The following is a 16,719-nucleotide window of genomic DNA, read 5'->3' as shown; positions in this document are numbered from 1 at the left end:
ACCCCTCAACGTCTCAGAGCCCGACCCGTCCCAACACGCTCGGGCGTAGCTCTAAGGCCAAGTCGCTATCGCAACTTGCGCGCGACAGGAGCATTTCAGAAGGAGGATGCAGCTGTAATGCTAGTTTGTCCCTCAAGATATCAATGACTTGCGCATTTGTAGCGCTGTTGCCGCCGAAATGTTGATGATGTCGCTTGAGACGAGCCCGCTCAACCCGGTCAAAATCGCCTTGCCATTGATCCATCTCGTGTACCGAAGGCGTGTAGATCCGAAGCATTACCGCAACCGACGAGTGCTCGATCGGACGAGAGACAGTGGCTGTTGGAATGCCGTTCACGGAGCAGGCTCGGATCGCGAAAGCGCGCCTCCATCGTCCTCATAAACGATCGTTTCCGTCGAGGATCGATGAAGAGCATGTACAGGACAATAGAATTTGTTTATTTTCCTATTATCGTGATTGTCTATCCGGCCGTCGAGGACCGTCATTCTGAGACAGGGAATTTCGGATCAGAGGCGTAGCTAGATTCGTCACCCGCAAGGCTCATTCAGACGACTTGCCCGCAAAGGGCAGCTAACTCACTGTATCTAAAGTGTATTTCCGATCGTCGCCTTGACTTATGAACATAGGGGGCATTCGGCAAAGTCGCTAAAGTTGTGCAGTTCAATCACCCCCATGCTTGAATTTCCGAAATGAGAAAGGCGAAGCGGCCCTTTGCGTCTTTTCTTCGATCGCCGTTAGGTATCAACACCTAGGTCGCGAACCCATAATGGCTGGCACGGTTGAGCCGCAGCATCGTTAGCCTGCTGAGCAGGAGGGGCCAGGATGGCGCGGTTTGACCTGACGGATGCTGAGTGGGCGGTGATCGATCCGCTGTTGCCGACGGACGTGCGTGGCAAGGAGCGCTTGGACGACCGGCGGGTTCTGAACGGGATCTTCTGGCAGCTGCGCACGGGTGCACCCTGAGCCGATATCCCGGCGCGCTATGGCCCGCATACGACCTGCGGCAAGCGCTTCCGGCGCTGGCGCAAGCGTGGCATCTGGGATCGGCTTCTGGACGCGGCGTCAAAGGCTTACGACGGCGACCTGCAGATGATCGACGCCATGAGCGTGCGGGTGCATCAGCATGCCGCCTGCGCCCAAAAGAGAGGGCGGATCCGGTGGCATGGGTCGCTCGCGCGGCGGCCTGACAAGCAAGATCCACGCGCTGGTGGATGCCGAAGGGCGTCCCGTGGCGCTGAAGATCACGGAAGGCCAAGCGCATGATGTCATCGCCGTGCAGCACGGCCGAGCCGGCGATCACCTCCCGGCGTAGCAGGTCGACCAGCGGCCTCAGGGCGGATGCGGTGGTACCGAGTCAGCCCGAGAGCGTCGAGGTGGCCAGGTCCACGCCGTCACGGGCGTAGATCTCGGCCTGGCGGTAGAGCGGCAGGTGGCCGTCGAACTTCGCCACCGCGATGTGGGCGAGCAGTCCGGGACCAGCCCGTCCGTGGGGAACGGCGTGGTGGGGCGCGGGCGCCTGCACCACCTGCTCGCAGGCGCGGCAGGCGAAGGCCTCGCGCACATGACACACGACCTTGAACCGGCCTGGCACGTAGTCGAGACTCTCGGTCACGTCCTCGCCGATCCGGCGTAAGCCCCCGCCGCAGGCCGGGCAGCTGCAGGGACCGGGATGGACCACGCTCTCGCGCGGCAGGTGCTCCGGCAAGGCCCGCCGGGCCGGCCTGAGGCGTGCAGCCTCCACTGCCTCAGCCACGACCGGCGCGACACCCAAGCGTCGGCCGCGTCGGTCTCCAGCCCCCGCATTCGGTACGCGGGCGACGGCATCCAGCGCCTGCGTCCGCGGATCCATGCTCGAACACGACCTTCGGGCATCGCGGGTTGCTGTTTCGGCTTGACCCGACGGCCCGTCGGCGACCCGAACGCTCCTCCTGCCGCTCGGTCGGAAGGAACGGCCTTGCGGGTCCAAGCCGACCACCGGAGAGCTCCGCTAGCGTGCCGCAACCGGATCGCGACAGTGGATTTAACTGATGTACCTCGACAGCCTCGAGACGACTGGGACGCAGAGCTAGGAGGAATGGATGTCGCCCCACGTCTCGCTTCGAGCGCCTTGAACCTGGGAGAGCATTTCGACGCAGAACACGTCCCGACGAAGGTATCGCCTGCCGCGTAGGCCGTTGCATCGTACCTTGCGCAACCGTCGGCCCGCTCCCGGATCCGCAGTGCGACACATCGTCCCCGGTGGGTTGTACCCTTCGTTGTACGGAAGACAGCCGATCAACGGGCGTACGTGTGCGCGGTCCTCGTAAGCGTATGCCTGGGCTTGAGGATTTTTTGGAGCGGGCGATCGGGATCGAACCGACGACATTCAGCTTGGGAAGCTGACGTTCTACCACTGAACTACGCCCGCATCCGGCCGCTCGCAGAGCGACGATGCGCCCTTGAGCCGGAGGGTGATTCCGAGCGCGAGGCTTCGGAAGCACCCCATTTTCATAAGCGATGGCGGACGCCTGTCCACCCCTAAAATGCGTCGGCGCCGCGCCGCTGTGTCCGGTCGCCGACGCTACGGCCGGCGATCAGCCAGTAGACCAGACCCGAGACGGCGCCCGTCACGAGGAGGATCGCGGCCAGCCGCGCTTCCGCGGCTGACGCCACCGATCCGGCGACCGGTGGCGGGCCGCCACGGGCGAGCCAGGGCAGAAGCGCCGTGAGGCCGCCAGCCGCGCCGCCGTACCAGAACGGGGAGCGCAGCCCGAGCGTCTCGCCGACGAGCGCGGCCAGCGTCGGCGGCAGGATCAGCAGGAGGCTGAGCGCCTGGGCGAAGAGGATCACGGCCATCACCGCCATGTCCGGCGGAACGCCTTGCGCGAGATCCGACAGGCCGGCGAAGAGGCCGACGAGGCCGAGTTCGCCCAACGCCTCACGGAAGCCCGGATCGAGAAGCACCCCGGCGCCGAGTGTCAGGGCGCCGGCCGGGATGGCCACGACCAGGGCGAAGGCGGCCAGAAGGAAGCGTCCGAGCCACGTCATCGGCCATCGGGTCTCCCTGTTGCTCCGTCGGGGCGACGGCGGCTGGGCGATCGATAGTCCGACGGGGCGGGATCGGGCAACCGACCTCACGCCGCCCTGTCCCCTGGACGCGTTCGGCCTCATCGCGTCCGCCCGGCGCCGCGCGAGACCGGCATCGGACCGAAGGGATCGGCCGGAGCCGGAGGATCGCTCAGCAGTCGAGGGTCGTGTCGCGCTCCCACTGGGTGAGGTGGCGGCAGTAATCGTCCCATTCCTGGCGCTTGAGCTTGAGGTAGCTCGGCACGAAGGCGCCGAGCGCCTCGTTGAGGACGGGGCTCGCTTCGAGGGCGCGCAGCGCATCGAGCAGGTTGAGCGGCAGGCGCTTGACGCCCTCCACCGTATGCCCGTCGGTGTACATGTTGATGTCGAGGCGCTGGCCCGGATCGCGCCCGTGGCGAAGCCCGTCGAGGCCGGCGGCGAGGAGGCCCGCCTGGAGCAGGTAGGGGTTGGCCGCCCCATCCGCGAGACGGAACTCGAAGCGCCCGCCGTCGGGGATGCGGATCATGTGGGTGCGGTTGTTGCCCGTATAGGTCACGGTGTTGGGCGCCCAGGTCGCGCCCGAGGTGGTGCGCGGCGCGTTGATGCGCTTGTAGGAGTTCACGCACGGGTTGGTGAGCGCGGCCAGCGCATCCGCCGAGTGGATCAGGCCGCCGATGAAGTGGTAGCCCTCGCGCGACAGGCCGATCTCGTCGGAGCGATCGGAAAAGACGTTCTGGCCGTCGCGCCAGAGCGAGACGTGGGCGTGGCAGCCCGAGCCCGTCAGGTCCATGAAGGGCTTGGGCATGAAGGTCGCGCGAAGGCCGTGCTTCTCGGCGATCGAGCGGGTCATGTACTTGAAGAAGGCGTGCCGGTCGGCGGTGACCAGCGCGTCGTCGTAGTCCCAGTTCATCTCGAACTGGCCGTTCGCGTCCTCATGGTCGTTCTGGTAGGGCTTCCAGCCCAGCGCCAGCATCGCGTCGCAGATCTCGGTGATCACCTCGTAGCGGCGCATCAGCGCCGACTGGTCGTAGCAGGGCTTGGTCTGCTTATCGGCGGTGTCGGCCGGCTCCGAGCCGCAGGGGGTGATCAGGAAGAACTCGCACTCGACGCCGCTCTTCATCTGCAGCCCCTCTTGGGCGGCCTCCTTGATGAGCCGCTTGAGGATGTTGCGCGGCCCCTGCTCGACCGGCTTGCCGTTCATCACGAGGTCGGCGGGCAGCCAGCCGACTTCCGGCTTCCAGGGCAGCTGGATCAGCCCTTCCGGGTCGGGCATCGCCAACAGGTCCGCGTCGGCGGGGCTCATGTCGAGCCATGTGGCGAAGCCGGCGAACCCCGCGCCGTTGCGGCAGGTGCTGCCGATGGCGGCCGCCGGCACCAGCTTGGCGCGCTGCGTGCCGAACAGGTCGGTATAGGAGACGAGGAAATACTTGATGCCGCGCTCGCGGGCGGCGGTTTCGAGATCATGCGTCATTGCAAGCATCCTCCCGGCTTCGGCGGTTCGGCCCCATCACCACAAAAATAAAAAGGGCCGCCCTCGATGCTTCCGGAGCGGCCCAGGCATCTCACATGCCGGTCTTGCCGGGGATCCAGCCGGTGCCGGCGAGCGGCACCTGGGCCATCGCCGCGGCCTCGATGGTCAGCGCCACGAGATCCTCGGGTTCGAGGTTGTGCAGGTGGCTCTTGCCGCAGGCCCGCGCGATGGTCTGGGCCTCCAGGGTCATCACCGCGAGGTAGTTGGCGAGCCGGCGGCCGGCGAGTTCCGGGTCGAGGCGCTTGGCGAGCTCCGGGTCCTGCGTGGTGATGCCGGCCGGGTCGCGGCCCTCATGCCAGTCGTCGTAGGCGCCGGCCGTGGTGCCGAGCGCCTCGTACTCCGCCTGCCAGCGGGGATCGTTGTCGCCGAGCGCGATCAGGGCAGCGGTGCCGATGGCAACCGCGTCGGCGCCGAGCGCCAGCACCTTGGCCACGTCCGCGCCGGAGCGGATGCCGCCGGAGACCACGAGTTGCACCTTGCGGTGAAGCCCCAGATCCTGAAGCGCCTGCACGGCGGGGCGGATCGCGGCGAGCGTCGGGATGCCGACATGCTCGATGAACACGTCCTGCGTCGCGGCGGTGCCGCCCTGCATGCCGTCGAGCACCACCACGTCGGCGCCGGACTTGGCCGCGAGCGCGGTGTCGTAATAGGGGCGCGAGGCGCCGACCTTGACGTAGATCGGCTTCTCCCAGTCGGTGATCTCGCGCAACTCCTCGATCTTGATCGCGAGGTCGTCCGGCCCGGTCCAGTCCGGGTGGCGGCAGGCGGAGCGCTGATCGACGCCCGGCGGCAGGCAGCGCATGCCGGCGACGCGCTCGGTGATCTTCTGGCCGAGCAGCATGCCGCCGCCGCCGGGCTTGGCGCCCTGGCCGATCACCACCTCGATGGCGTCGGCCTTGCGCAGGTCGTCCGGGTTCATACCGTAGCGGGAGGGCAGGTACTGGTAGACCAGGGTCTTGGAGTGGCCGCGCTCCTCCGGCGTCATGCCGCCGTCGCCGGTGGTGGTGGAGGTGCCGGCCAGCGTCGCGCCGCGTCCGAGCGCCTCCTTGGCGTTGGCCGAAAGCGAACCGAAGCTCATGCCGGCGATGGTGACCGGGGTCTTCAGGTGGATCGGCTTGCTCGCGAAGCGCGAGCCCAGCACCACCTCGGTGCCGCAGCGCTCGCGGTAGCCCTCCAGCGGGTAGCGGCTGATCGAGGCGCCGAGGAACAGCAGATCGTCGAAATGGGGCAACGCGCGCTTCGCGCCGGCGCCGCGGATGTCGTAGATGCCGGTGGCCGCCGCGCGGCGGATCTCGGACATCACGTCGGGGGTGAAGGTCGCCGACAGGCGCGGCTTGGTGCGCGGCGTGTCCTTGCGATGCTCGGCCATCAGTAGGCTCCGGCGTTGTCGACGTGGAAGTGGTAGAGGGTGCGGGCCGAGCCGTAGCGGCGGAATTCGCTCGGGCTCACCTCGCCGGCGAGGCCGGCGGCGGCGAGCTTGTCGGCGAGTTCCTGCAGGTGCTCGTCGCGCATCTCCTTCTCGACGCAGTCGGCGCCGAGGCTTTTGACCGAGCCGCGTACGTAGAGCTTGGCCTCGTAGAGCGAGTCGCCGAGCGCCTCGCCGGCATCGCCGAGCACGGTGAGGGTGCCGGCCTGGGCCATGAAGGCCGACATGTGGCCGATCGAGCCCTTCACGACGATGTCGACGCCCTTCATCGAGATGCCGCAGCGGGCGCCGGCATTGCCGTCGATGATGAGCATGCCGCCATGGGCCGTGGCGCCGGCCGATTGGCTGGCATCGCCGCGCACGTGGACGAGGCCGGAGATCATGTTCTCGGCCACCCCCACGCCCGCATTGCCGTTGACGAGAACGGTGGCGAGCTTGTTCATGCCGGCGCAGTAATAGCCGACATTGCCCTCGATCTCGACGGAGACCGGCGCGTCGAGCCCGGCGGCGATGGCGTGGCGCCCGTCCGGGCCGGTGACGGTCCAGTGGGTCTCGTTGGTGTCGGGCCGCAGGGCGTGCAGGGCCCGGTTCAGTTCGCGCAGGGGCGCGGATCGCAGGTCGAAGCTCGGCATCACTGACGCTCCCCGGAGGCGTGCTCGGCGCTGGTGCGCTCCCACGCGTAGACCTTGGCCGGCTCGGGCTCGAACACCCGGGCGGTGTCGATGCCGGGCAGGCCGACCAGCGCCCGGTACTCGGAGCCGAAGGCGACGTAGTCGTCGGTCTCGGCCATCACGGCGGGCTTGCAGGCGATGGGGTCGCGCACCACGGCGAAGCCCGTCTCGGTGCCGACCACGAAGGTGAAGAAGCCGTCGAGATCGGTCAGGCTCGATTCGAGCGCCTGCTTCAGCGAGGCGCCCTCGCGCATGCGCCAGCTGAGGTAGCCGGCGGCGACCTCGGTGTCGTTCTGCGTGGCGAAGCTCAGGCCCTCGTGCCGGAGCCGGCGGCGCAGGTCGTTGTGGTTCGACAGCGAGCCGTTATGGACGAGGCATTCGTCGGTGCCCGTCGAGAACGGGTGGGCACCGTTGGTCGTCACCGCGCTCTCGGTGGCCATGCGGGTATGGCCGATGCCATGGGTGCCGGACATGCCCTCCAGGGCGAAGCGCTCGGCCACGGAAGCCGGCAGCCCGACTTCCTTGTAGATCTCCATGCGCCGGCCCGCGCTCACCACGTCGATGCCGGGGGTGTTGTCCTTGAGCCAAGCGCGAATCTCTTGCTCGCGCTCGGCCGGCACAGCGAGGACGGTGTGGGTGTCGCGCTCGGTCGCCTGCGCCGAGAGGGCCAGCGCCGCTTCCATCTTCGCGACCGCGCCGCGCAGCGCCTCCGGGCCGGGGCCGCGCAGTGTCAGCTTCACGCTGCCGGCATTCGAGGCGCCGTCCGAGCCGTAGACCGCGAAGCCCGCGCTGTCGGGGCCGCGATCCGTCATCGTCTCCAGCATCTTGGAGAGCATTGCGCCGAGCTGCGGTTCAAGCTTGGGATTCTTGAGGAATAGTCCGACAATACCGCACATCGGCGTCGCCCCGTCCGTTCGATCACTGTCGAGAGGGATCGCACGCTCCGACGGATGCGTCAACTAACAAGCACGAAAATTTCCTCCCATGAAACAGATCGCATGATCGCCGAGGGGGGTGGCCACATGACACCCACCCCATCACCGCTTCGATGATGCCCGCGGCGACGGCCTCAACGCTCCGCGCCCTGCCGTTGCCGCCGTCTTTCGGCGCGCCCGAGTTCGTCGGCATTGGTAAAGCCGGTGGCGGCAGCGATCTCGGCGCGGCTCAGCGCGCTCTCGCGGCCGAGTTGGTGCGCCCGGTCGAGGCGCAAACCCAGGTAATGGCGGTGGAGACCACGCCCGAGGCTGTCGCGAAACAGCCGCTCCAACTGCCGTACGGACACGCGGGCCAGTTCCGCCAGGTTTTCGCGGGGGAGCGGGGCTTCGAGGTTCGCCTCCATCGCCGCGAGCACCCGCAGCAGCCGCGGGTCGCGCACGCCGAAGCGCTGGCGCAGGTCCATCCGCTGCGGGCTCAGGCCCTCGCGGATCTGGTTGTGCAGGAACCAGTCGCTGACCCCCGCGGCGAGGCCGGCGCCGTGGTCACGGCCGATCAAGTCGAGCATCAGGTCGAGCGCGGCGATGCCGCCCGAACAGGTGATGCGGTCACCCTGGATCTCGAAGAGCGAGCGGACCACCTCGATTTCGGGGTAGCGCTCCTCGAAGGCCGGGACGTGCTCCCAGTGCAGCGTGCAACGGCGCCCGGCGAGCAGGCCCGCGCGGGCGAGAAGATACGGCCCGCCGGAGATGCCGCCGAGCGTCGCCCCGTGGCGGGCGAGCCCGCGCAGCCACGCGAACAGGGAGGGATCGTCGAACTCGGCCGGGTTTCCGCCGGCGCAGACGAAGACGCGGTCGGCGCCGGCACGCCCGCCGACGGCGACGTCGGTGAGGATGCCGAGCCCGTTCGAAGCCTGCACCACGCCGCCGCCCGGCGCGGCGTGCCACCAGCGATAGAGCTCGCAGCCCGACAGGGTGTTGGCGGCGCGCAGGGGTTCGACCGCCGCGGTGTAGGCCATCAACGGAAAGTCCGGCACCAGCACGAAGCCGACCGTTCGCGGAGCGGGATCTTCGGCCCGCGCGGGCTTTCGCCGGGGCCGGGCGTGGTGGACCGGTTCGGGGGAGTCGTCCGACATATCCGATCGGTCCCTCCGGGATGGTCGACGCGGATGACGCGCGGGTTCGGCGACACGGCCGGCGCTCGGATCAGGGGAAGGACGGGCCGCGCATTTCCGCGCGATTTGCCGGAAACGTGTCGCGAAATGCAAGCCTGCCGTGGGCGATCGCGGCTACCTCTGGAACGACACAGACATCTCGGGCAAGGGCGGCTTACCCCATGCGCTACTCCCTGTTCAGTGTCCTGGGGCAGGCCCTGCGCGGCCAGCGGGACTGGACGCCGCAATGGCGCGACGCCGCCCCGCAGGACGCCTACGACGTGGTGATCGTCGGCGGCGGCGGGCACGGGCTCGCCACCGCCTACTACCTCGCCAAGGAGCACGGCCTCACCAACGTCGCCGTGCTGGAGAAGAGCCACATCGGCTCCGGCAATGTCGGGCGCAACACCACCATCGTGCGCTCGAATTACGGCCTGCCCGGCAACATCCCGTTCTACGAGCGTTCGATGAAGCTCTGGGAGGGGCTGGAGCAGGACATCAACTACAACGCCATGGTCAGCCAGCGCGGCGTGCTGAACCTGTACCACTCGGACGCGCAGCGCGACGCCTATGCCCGCCGCGGCAACGCCATGCGGCTCGCCGGCATCGATGCGGAACTGCTCGACCGCGACGGCGTGCAGCGGCTGGTCCCGTTCATCGATTTCGACAACGCGCGCTTTCCCGTGAAGGGCGGCCTGCTCCAGCGCCGCGGCGGCACGGTACGCCATGACGCGGTGGCCTGGGGCTACGCCCGCGCCGCCAGCGACCGCGGCGTCGACATCGTCCAGAACTGCGCCGTCACCGGCATCCGCCGCGAGAACGGCCGGGTCACCGGCGTCGAGACCAGCCGCGGCTTCATCCGCGCGGGGAAGGTCGCGCTGTCGGTGGCCGGCTCCTCCTCGCTGCTGGCCGGCATGGTCGATATGCGCCTGCCGATCGAGAGCCACGTGCTGCAGGCCTTCGTCAGCGAGGGTGTGAAGCCCCTGATCGACGGCGTCATGACCTTCGGCGCCGGCCATTTCTACGTCAGCCAGTCGGACAAGGGCGGCCTCGTCTTCGGCGGCGACATCGACGGCTACAATTCCTATGCGAGCCGCGGCAACCTCCACACCATCGAGGACGTGATGGAGGGCGGCATGGCCCTCTGGCCGGGGCTCGGCCGCCTGCGGCTGCTGCGCCACTGGGGCGGCATCATGGACATGTCGATGGACGGCTCGCCCATCATCGACCGCACCGACATCGGCGGCCTCTATCTCAACGCCGGCTGGTGCTACGGCGGCTTCAAGGCGACGCCGGCCGCGGGCTTCTGCTTCGCCCACCTGATCGCCCGCGACGAACCCCACGCGGATGCGAGCGCCTACCGCCTCGACCGCTTCGCCACCGGCCATCTCATCGACGAGAAGGGCATGGGCGCCCAGCCCAACCTGCATTGAGGCGCTGACCACACCCTCCCCTCCACTGCCCTCATCCTGAGGTGCCGGAGCGCAGCGGAGGCCTCGAAGGAGGCCTCCAGAATACACCGCGATCCCTGGAACCCTCCCTCAAAGCCGCTTGGCGGCACCTCAGGATGAGGGCGAGGGTGGGATCGGTCCGAACGGAACGAAGCAGGACGACACGCCATGCGCATCCGATGCCCCCATTGCGGCGAGCGCGACAACGGGGAGTTCAGCTACCTCGGCGACGCCGCGCCTCAGCGTCCCGATGGGCTCGACGCCTCGGGGCAAGCCATGCACGACTACGTCTATCTGCGCGAGAACCCCGCCGGGACGATCCGCGAACTCTGGTACCACGCCGCCGGATGCCGCTCCTGGCTGGTCGTGACCCGCGACACCCGTACCCATGCCATCGAGGCGGTCGAGCCGGCGCGCGACGTCGCGCGGGCACGCCGCTCGGGAGAGGCCGCATGACCACGCTCGCCCTTCAGCGCGCGGAGGCCCCGGCTTCCGCAAACTCCGCCGACCAGCCGTTCCGCACCGCCGCCGGCGGCCTGATCGACCGGAACCGGCCCCGCGACTTCACCTTCGACGGACGGCGCCTCACCGGCTGCCACGGCGACACGCTGGCCTCGGCCCTGCTCGCCAACGGCGTCCGCCTCGTTGGCCGCTCCTTCAAGTATCACCGGCCGCGCGGCATCCTCTCGGCCGGATCGGAGGAGCCGAACGCGCTGGTGGAGCTGCGCTCCGGGGCACGGCGCGAGCCCAACACCCGCGCCACCATGGCCGAGCTCTACGAGGGATTGGAGGCGACGAGCCAGAACCGCTGGCCCTCGCTGGCCGTCGATGCGCTCTCGGTCAACGCGCTGCTCTCACCGGTCTTCGCGGCGGGCTTCTACTACAAGACCTTCATGTGGCCGGCTTCCCTGTGGGAGCGGCTGTACGAGCCGATGATCCGGCGCGCGGCCGGCCTCGGGCGGGCCGCCGACGCGCCCGATCCCGATACCTACGAGCATGCCCACGCCCATTGCGACGTGCTCGTGATCGGCGGCGGCCCGGCCGGCCTGTCGTCGGCGCTCGCCGCCGGCCGCTCCGGCGCGCGGGTGATCCTCGTCGACGAGGATTTCGCCAGCGGCGGGCGCCTCTTGGCGGAGCGGCGCGAGATCGGCGGCGCGAGCGGGGCCGAATGGGCCGCCCGCGCGGTGGCCGAGCTGGAGAGCCTGCCCGAGGTGCGCATCCTGACGCGCACCACGCTGTTCGGCGTCTACGATCACGGCGCCTACGGCGCGGTCGAGCGCGTCTCCGATCATCTCGCGGTGCCGGCGCCCCACGCCCCGCGCCAGCGGCTGTGGCGGATCGTGGCACGGCGGGCGGTGCTCGCGGCCGGCGCGATCGAGCGCCCGCACGTCTTCGGCGGCAACGATCGCCCCGGCGTGATGCTGGCCGGCGCGGTGCGGACCTATCTCAACCGTTACGGCGTGCTGCCGGGGCATCGCTTGGCCGTGTTCACGTCGAGCGACGACGGCTGGCGCACCGCCGCCGACGTGCTGGCAGCGGGCGGCGGGCTCGCGGCGGTGATCGACACCCGCCCCTCCATTCCCCCCGCCTTGCGCCGGATGGCGGAAGCCGCCGGGGCGCGGGTGGTGGCCGGCGGGTACGTCGCCGGCACCAAGGGCCATCTGGGCTTGAGCGCGATCCAGGTCGTGGACGGCGACAACAGCATCGAGACGATTGCGTGCGACGGCCTCGCCATGGCCAATGGCTGGAACCCGGTCGTCCATCTCGATTCGCACCTGTCGCGCCGGCCGGTCTGGAACGAGGCGATCCACGCCTTCGTGCCGGGCGCCCTCCCCTCCGGCATGCAGGCGGCCGGCGCCGCCGCCGGGCGCTTCACCCTGGCCGAATGCCTGGAGACCGGCGCCCGGGCCGGCGCCGAGGCCGCGAGCGATTGCGGCTTCACCGCGACGCCCGAGGCCGCTCCGCCGACCGACCCGGAGAGCGTGGACCACACCCCGCTCTGGCGCGCTCCCAAGCCCCGCGGAAAAGCCTTCGTCGATTTCCAGAACGACGTGGCGGCCTCCGACGTCGAACTCGCCCACCGCGAGGGTTTCCGCGCGGTCGAGCTGTTGAAGCGCTACACCACGCTCGGCATGGCGACCGATCAGGGCAAGACCTCGAACCTCGCCGGCCTCTCGATCATGGCCGAGCTGACCGGCAAGGACATTCCGAGCGTCGGCACCACAGTCTTCCGCCCGCCCTTCACCCCGGTGGCCATCGGGGCGTTTGCCGGCCATCACCGCGGCAAGGATTTTCGCGCCACCCGCCATGTCCCCTCCCATGCCTGGGCCGAGGAGAACGGGTGCGTCTTCGTCGAGACCGGTTTGTGGCTGCGCCCGGCCTATTTCCCGCGCGCCGGCGAGACCGATTGGCTCGACACGGTGGTGCGCGAGGTCGAGACCGTGCGCGCGCGCGTCGGGATCTGCGACGTCACCACGCTCGGCAAGATCGACATTCAGGGCCGCGACGCGCTGGCCTTCATCGAGCGGGTCTGCGCCAACCCCTTCGCGACGCTTCCCGTCGGCAAGGCCCGCTACGCCGTGCTGCTGCGCGAGGACGGCTTCATCCTGGACGACGGCACGATCGCGCGGATGGGCGAGACCCACTACGTCATGACCGCCTCGACGGCGAACGCCGCGCGGGTGATGCAGCATCTCGAATTTTGCCGGCAATGGTTATGGCCGGAACTGGACGTGCAGCTCGCCTCGGTCAGCGAGCAATGGGCGCAATACGCGGTCGCCGGCCCGCGCGCCCGCGACACCCTGCGCCGGATCGTCGATCCCGGCTTCGATCTCTCGAACGAGGCCTTCCCGTTTCTCGCCTGCGCCGACATCACCGTCGGCGGCGGCATCCCGGCGCGGCTGTTCCGCATCTCGTTCTCGGGCGAACTCGCCTACGAACTCGCGGTGCCGGCATCCTACGGTGACGCCGCGTGGCGGGCGGTGATGCAGGCGGGCCTGCCCTACGGCATCACCGCCTACGGCTCCGAGGCGCTCTCGGTGATGCGCATCGAGAAGGGCCATGCGGCCGGCGCCGAGATCAACGGCCAGACCACCGCCCGCGACCTCGGGCTCGGCGGGATGCTCGCCAAGAAGAAGGACTATATCGGCCGACTGATGAAGGAGCGCCCGGCGCTCACCGATCCGGACCGGCCGGTCCTGGCCGGCTTCCGGCCCGTCGATCCGAGCGCGCGGCTGCGGGCGGGGGCGCATTTCCTCGGCCTCGACGCGGAGCCGAGCCTGGAGGCCGACGAGGGCGTGATGACCTCGGTCGCCTACTCGCCGAGCCTGAAATCCTGGATCGGCATCGGCCTGATCCGGCGGGGACCCGAGCGCCACGGCGAGCGGGTGCGCGCCTACGATCCGGTGCGCGGCGCCGAGATCGAGGTCGAGATCTGCTCGGCCGTCTTCGTGGACCCCAAGGAGGAGAAGCTGCGTGTCTGAGGCGATGACGAGCCTGTGGCAGCCGCGGGGCGCCTGGGTCGGGGCTGCGCGGATCGGGCGCCACGGTGCGGCCGCGGGGCCGGCGGGCATCCGCCTGAGCCTGCGCGAAGGGCTCGGCCTCGCCACGCTCATCGCGGCCGAGGGAAAGGACGCCGACTTACAAACCGCTCTCGCGGATCGGTTCGGTCCGTCCCTGCCGGAGGCCGGCACCGCAATCTTCGAGGGTGAGACGGGTTTGATCTGGTCCGCACCCGGCCAGTGGCTCGCGGTGGCGCCGTCACCGCGCGATCTGAGGGATTGGCCCGAAGCCCTGCGCGGTGTCGCCTCCGTCACCGACCAGAGCGACAGCCGCGCCCTGGTGCGGATCTCCGGGCCGCAGGCCCGCACCATGCTCGCCAAGGGCGTTGCGATTGATCTGCATCCCCGCGCCTTCGGGCCGGGCCGGGCGGCGGTGACGAGCATCGCCCATCTCGGCGTGCAGCTCTGGCAGCGCGATGCCGGCCCGACCTACGACCTCACGGTCGCCCGCAGCTTCGCCGGCAGCTTCTGGCGCTGGCTGGAGCACGCGGCCGCCGAGTTCGGCTACGAGGTCGAGGCCGCGGAGGGCACGGATCAGCGCCGGTCGAAATAGCGTCGGTCGGCGGCGTCCGTTTCGGCCAGCGGCATGACGAGGCGTCCCGTCCGGTCGATCAGGCCCCAGCGCCCGCCGACCATCGAAGCGGGTTGCCTTCCGTCCGAGCGGCAGCCCTCGCAGACCAGCGCCTCGCCGTGTGCGTTGAACGGGAAGGCCCAGTCATAGGGTGTGGCGAGGACGAGCCGCAGGCGGCGGTCGTAGAAGGCGACCTTGCCGTCGCGCCAACTGCGCACGAGGCCTTGCTCGAACGGGTCCGGCCCGTTGTCGAGCATGAACACCGGCAGCGCCAGCCCGTCGCGGCGCACCCAGAGACAGCCGATCCCCGATACGCGCAACTCGGCGAGGCCGCGCTCGAAATGCATCCGCGTGACATGCGCCGGGGCGACCCGGACCATCCCGTCGTCCTGCCGGGCGCAATGCTCGTACGAGTCGAGATCCCGTCGGAAATAGGCGCAGGCCAGCGGAAACGTGGCCGGGCCCTGGCCTGCGCCGAGAGCCGGCAACGGAAGCGCCACGAGCGTCGTGAGACCCGTCAGCATCCCCCACGCGACCCGACAGGATGGGCGGCTTCGAAAGGGGCGCGCTCCGGCGCGGGTCGCGGTCTCAGCCATCCGTCGCCTCTACCCGCCTCCCGCGCAGCGGGCAAACCGAGTGGTCGAGGCGCGCGCCCCTACCCCACCCCCGTCGGCCCATCGATCACGCGCCGCACCCGGCGGGCCAGCTCCATGCGCTTGTAGGGCTTGTTGATGATCTCGAACTCGGTGCCGCCCGCGTCCGTGCGCTCCATCGAGGCTTCGGCGTAGCCGGTGGTGAGCAGCACCTTGATCTTGGGCTGCCGTTCCCGCGCGGCGCGGGCCAGCATCACGCCATTGATGCCCCCGGGCATGATCAGGTCCGTGAACAGCAGGTCGATGCGCCCCTCGCCGTCGAGGATCTCGAGCGCCGCCTTGGGACCATCGACGACGGTGACCTTGTAGCCGAAATCCTCCAAGATGATGCCGGCGGTCTCGGCCACGTCGGGCCGGTCGTCCACGACGAGCACCGTCTCGGTGCCGTGCCGGTCGGCGGCGCGGATCGACGGCTTCTGCGCCTCCTCGGCCTTCTGGTCGGAGGCGGGGAACAGGAGCCGCACCGTCGTGCCGTGCCCGACCTCGGAATAGATCTTCACCGAGCCGCCGGATTGCTTGGCAAAGCCGTAGACCATCGCGAGGCCGAGCCCCGTGCCCTTGCCCTCGCCCTTCGTGGTGAAGAACGGCTCCATGACGCGGGTCAGGATCTCGGACGGCATGCCGGTCCCGGTATCGGTGACGGAGATCACCACGTAGGCACCCGGCGGCACGGTCTTGTAGAGCGCGGTATCCTCGTCCTCGATCAGCAGGTTCTCGGTTCGCACTGTCACCGTGCCGCCCTCCGGCATCGCGTCGCGGGCGTTGATCAGCACGTTGAGCAGGGCGACCTCGGCCTGGGTCGGGTCGATGCGGGTGGCCCAGAGATCCGGCGCGAGGACGGATTTCAGGACGACGTCGTCGCCGATCGTCCGCCCGGCCATCTCACCCATGCTCTCGACGAGGCCGTTGAGATTCAGGAGCCGCCCCTCCAGCCGCTGCTTGCGCGAGAAGGCGAGGAGCTGGTGAGTGAGCTTGGCGGCCCGGTCGGTCGCCGCCCGCACCGCCTCACCGGCCCGGCGCATCCGCGACACGTCGAGGGTGGGATGATCGAGCAGCGCCAGCATCACCTCGTTGTGGCCCGACACGACCTGGAGCAGGTTGTTGAAGTCGTGGGCGATGCCGCCGGTGAGCTGCCCCAGGCTCTCCATCTTCTGGGCTTGGTGCAGCGATTCCTCCGCGTCGCGGCGGCGCGACACATCGAGCTGCGAGCCGAAGAAATAGACGAGGTCGCCCGAGCGGTTGAACACCGGGCTGACGAACAGCGCGTTCCAGAACGAGGAGCCGTCCTTGCGGTAGTTCAGGATCTCGGCGGCGAACTCCCGATGCTCTCTGATGGCGTCGCGCACCTCCGAGACGGTGTCGCGGTCCGTATCGGGGCCCTGGAGGAAGCGGCAGTTCGATCCGATCAGTTCGTCGGCCGAATAGCCGGTCATCCGGACGAAGGCGCGGTTGGCGAAGATGATCGGGTTGTCGGGCTGATGCGGATCTGTGACGATCATCGGCATGCGCGTCGTCTCGACGGCCGCGAAGAAGATGTCGTGATGCTGATCGACGACGCCCGAGGCGCCGCTTCCGGTGACGGGCGTATTCGGCCCAGGCGCCCTGGGCTTCTCGGGTGACGCGGGCATCGAAGTTTTCCAGCGGGGACGACCCACTGGGTCGGATTGCGCGGGTTAATTCGATGCAGCAGGAGGTCGTTCCCGATGAAACGACGGCTTGAACGG

At 69.2% G+C, this 16,719-nt stretch carries 13 protein-coding genes, 1 tRNA gene and 1 pseudogene; 5 read left to right on the top strand and 10 right to left on the bottom strand.

The window, feature by feature from the left end; all coding sequences use genetic code 11:
• Positions 1-823: 823 nt before the first annotated feature.
• Positions 824-1,265, top strand: a pseudogene (locus E4V01_RS03495) (IS5 family transposase); the annotation flags it as partial.
• Positions 1,266-1,355: 90 nt separating this feature from the next.
• On the opposite strand, the gene E4V01_RS03490 reads toward E4V01_RS03495, so the two are convergent.
• From E4V01_RS03490 to E4V01_RS03455, 8 genes are all read right to left on the bottom strand, one after another.
• Entirely contained in the window at positions 1,356-1,754 is a 399-nt protein-coding gene (locus tag E4V01_RS03490) for an IS66 family transposase zinc-finger binding domain-containing protein (RefSeq protein WP_158509732.1), read from the bottom strand.
• 579 nt (positions 1,755-2,333) lie between these two features.
• Positions 2,334-2,408, bottom strand: a tRNA-Gly gene (locus E4V01_RS03485).
• 110 nt (positions 2,409-2,518) lie between these two features.
• Positions 2,519-3,028, bottom strand: a complete 510-nt coding sequence (locus E4V01_RS03480) for a hypothetical protein (RefSeq protein ID WP_135297396.1) — start codon at positions 3,026-3,028, stop codon at positions 2,519-2,521.
• Between the two features lie 190 nt (positions 3,029-3,218).
• Entirely contained in the window at positions 3,219-4,517 is a 1,299-nt protein-coding gene (gene glnT, locus E4V01_RS03475) for a type III glutamate--ammonia ligase (protein WP_135297395.1), read from the bottom strand.
• A gap of 91 nt (positions 4,518-4,608) precedes the next feature.
• Positions 4,609-5,946, bottom strand: a complete 1,338-nt coding sequence (locus E4V01_RS03470; RefSeq protein ID WP_060769308.1) for an FMN-binding glutamate synthase family protein — start codon at positions 5,944-5,946, stop codon at positions 4,609-4,611.
• Positions 5,946-6,635, bottom strand: a complete 690-nt coding sequence (locus tag E4V01_RS03465; protein ID WP_135297394.1) for a protein glxC — start codon at positions 6,633-6,635, stop codon at positions 5,946-5,948. Before E4V01_RS03465 ends, E4V01_RS03470 begins: the two co-directional genes overlap by 1 nt.
• Complete coding sequence (locus E4V01_RS03460) at positions 6,635-7,570, bottom strand: glutamine amidotransferase family protein (protein WP_056462581.1); 936 nt, start codon at positions 7,568-7,570, stop codon at positions 6,635-6,637. The genes E4V01_RS03465 and E4V01_RS03460 overlap by 1 nt, the downstream gene beginning before the upstream one ends.
• Positions 7,571-7,743: 173 nt before the next feature.
• Positions 7,744-8,742, bottom strand: coding sequence for a GlxA family transcriptional regulator (locus E4V01_RS03455; protein WP_135297393.1), 999 nt, complete (start codon positions 8,740-8,742; stop codon positions 7,744-7,746).
• 200 nt (positions 8,743-8,942) lie between these two features.
• Between E4V01_RS03455 and E4V01_RS03450 the strand changes: the two genes are divergently transcribed.
• From E4V01_RS03450 to E4V01_RS03430, 4 genes are all read left to right on the top strand, one after another.
• Positions 8,943-10,193: a sarcosine oxidase subunit beta family protein gene (locus E4V01_RS03450; protein ID WP_060769304.1), complete on the top strand. Its 1,251-nt coding sequence runs from the start codon at positions 8,943-8,945 to the stop codon at positions 10,191-10,193.
• Between the two features lie 186 nt (positions 10,194-10,379).
• Entirely contained in the window at positions 10,380-10,667 is a 288-nt protein-coding gene (locus E4V01_RS03440; RefSeq protein ID WP_135297391.1) for a sarcosine oxidase subunit delta, read from the top strand.
• A complete protein-coding gene (locus tag E4V01_RS03435; RefSeq protein ID WP_135297390.1) occupies positions 10,664-13,693 on the top strand; it encodes a sarcosine oxidase subunit alpha family protein in 3,030 nt (1,009 codons plus the stop codon). The genes E4V01_RS03440 and E4V01_RS03435 overlap by 4 nt, the downstream gene beginning before the upstream one ends.
• A complete protein-coding gene (locus tag E4V01_RS03430; protein ID WP_135297389.1) occupies positions 13,686-14,324 on the top strand; it encodes a sarcosine oxidase subunit gamma in 639 nt (212 codons plus the stop codon). Before E4V01_RS03435 ends, E4V01_RS03430 begins: the two co-directional genes overlap by 8 nt.
• Here the strand turns inward: E4V01_RS03430 and E4V01_RS03425 are convergent.
• Complete coding sequence (locus E4V01_RS03425) at positions 14,306-14,938, bottom strand: hypothetical protein (RefSeq protein ID WP_135297388.1); 633 nt, start codon at positions 14,936-14,938, stop codon at positions 14,306-14,308. The two genes, E4V01_RS03430 and E4V01_RS03425, sit on opposite strands and share 19 nt — an antisense overlap.
• A gap of 59 nt (positions 14,939-14,997) precedes the next feature.
• Complete coding sequence (locus tag E4V01_RS03420; RefSeq protein ID WP_060769299.1) at positions 14,998-16,623, bottom strand: hybrid sensor histidine kinase/response regulator; 1,626 nt, start codon at positions 16,621-16,623, stop codon at positions 14,998-15,000.
• Positions 16,624-16,719: the final 96 nt, after the last annotated feature.

This window comes from Methylorubrum sp. Q1 (assembly GCF_004683995.1).
Classification (GTDB): Bacteria; Pseudomonadota; Alphaproteobacteria; order Rhizobiales; family Beijerinckiaceae; genus Methylobacterium.
Note: the sequence above shows the minus strand (reverse complement) of the source record. Positions and strands in the feature narration are given on the sequence as shown.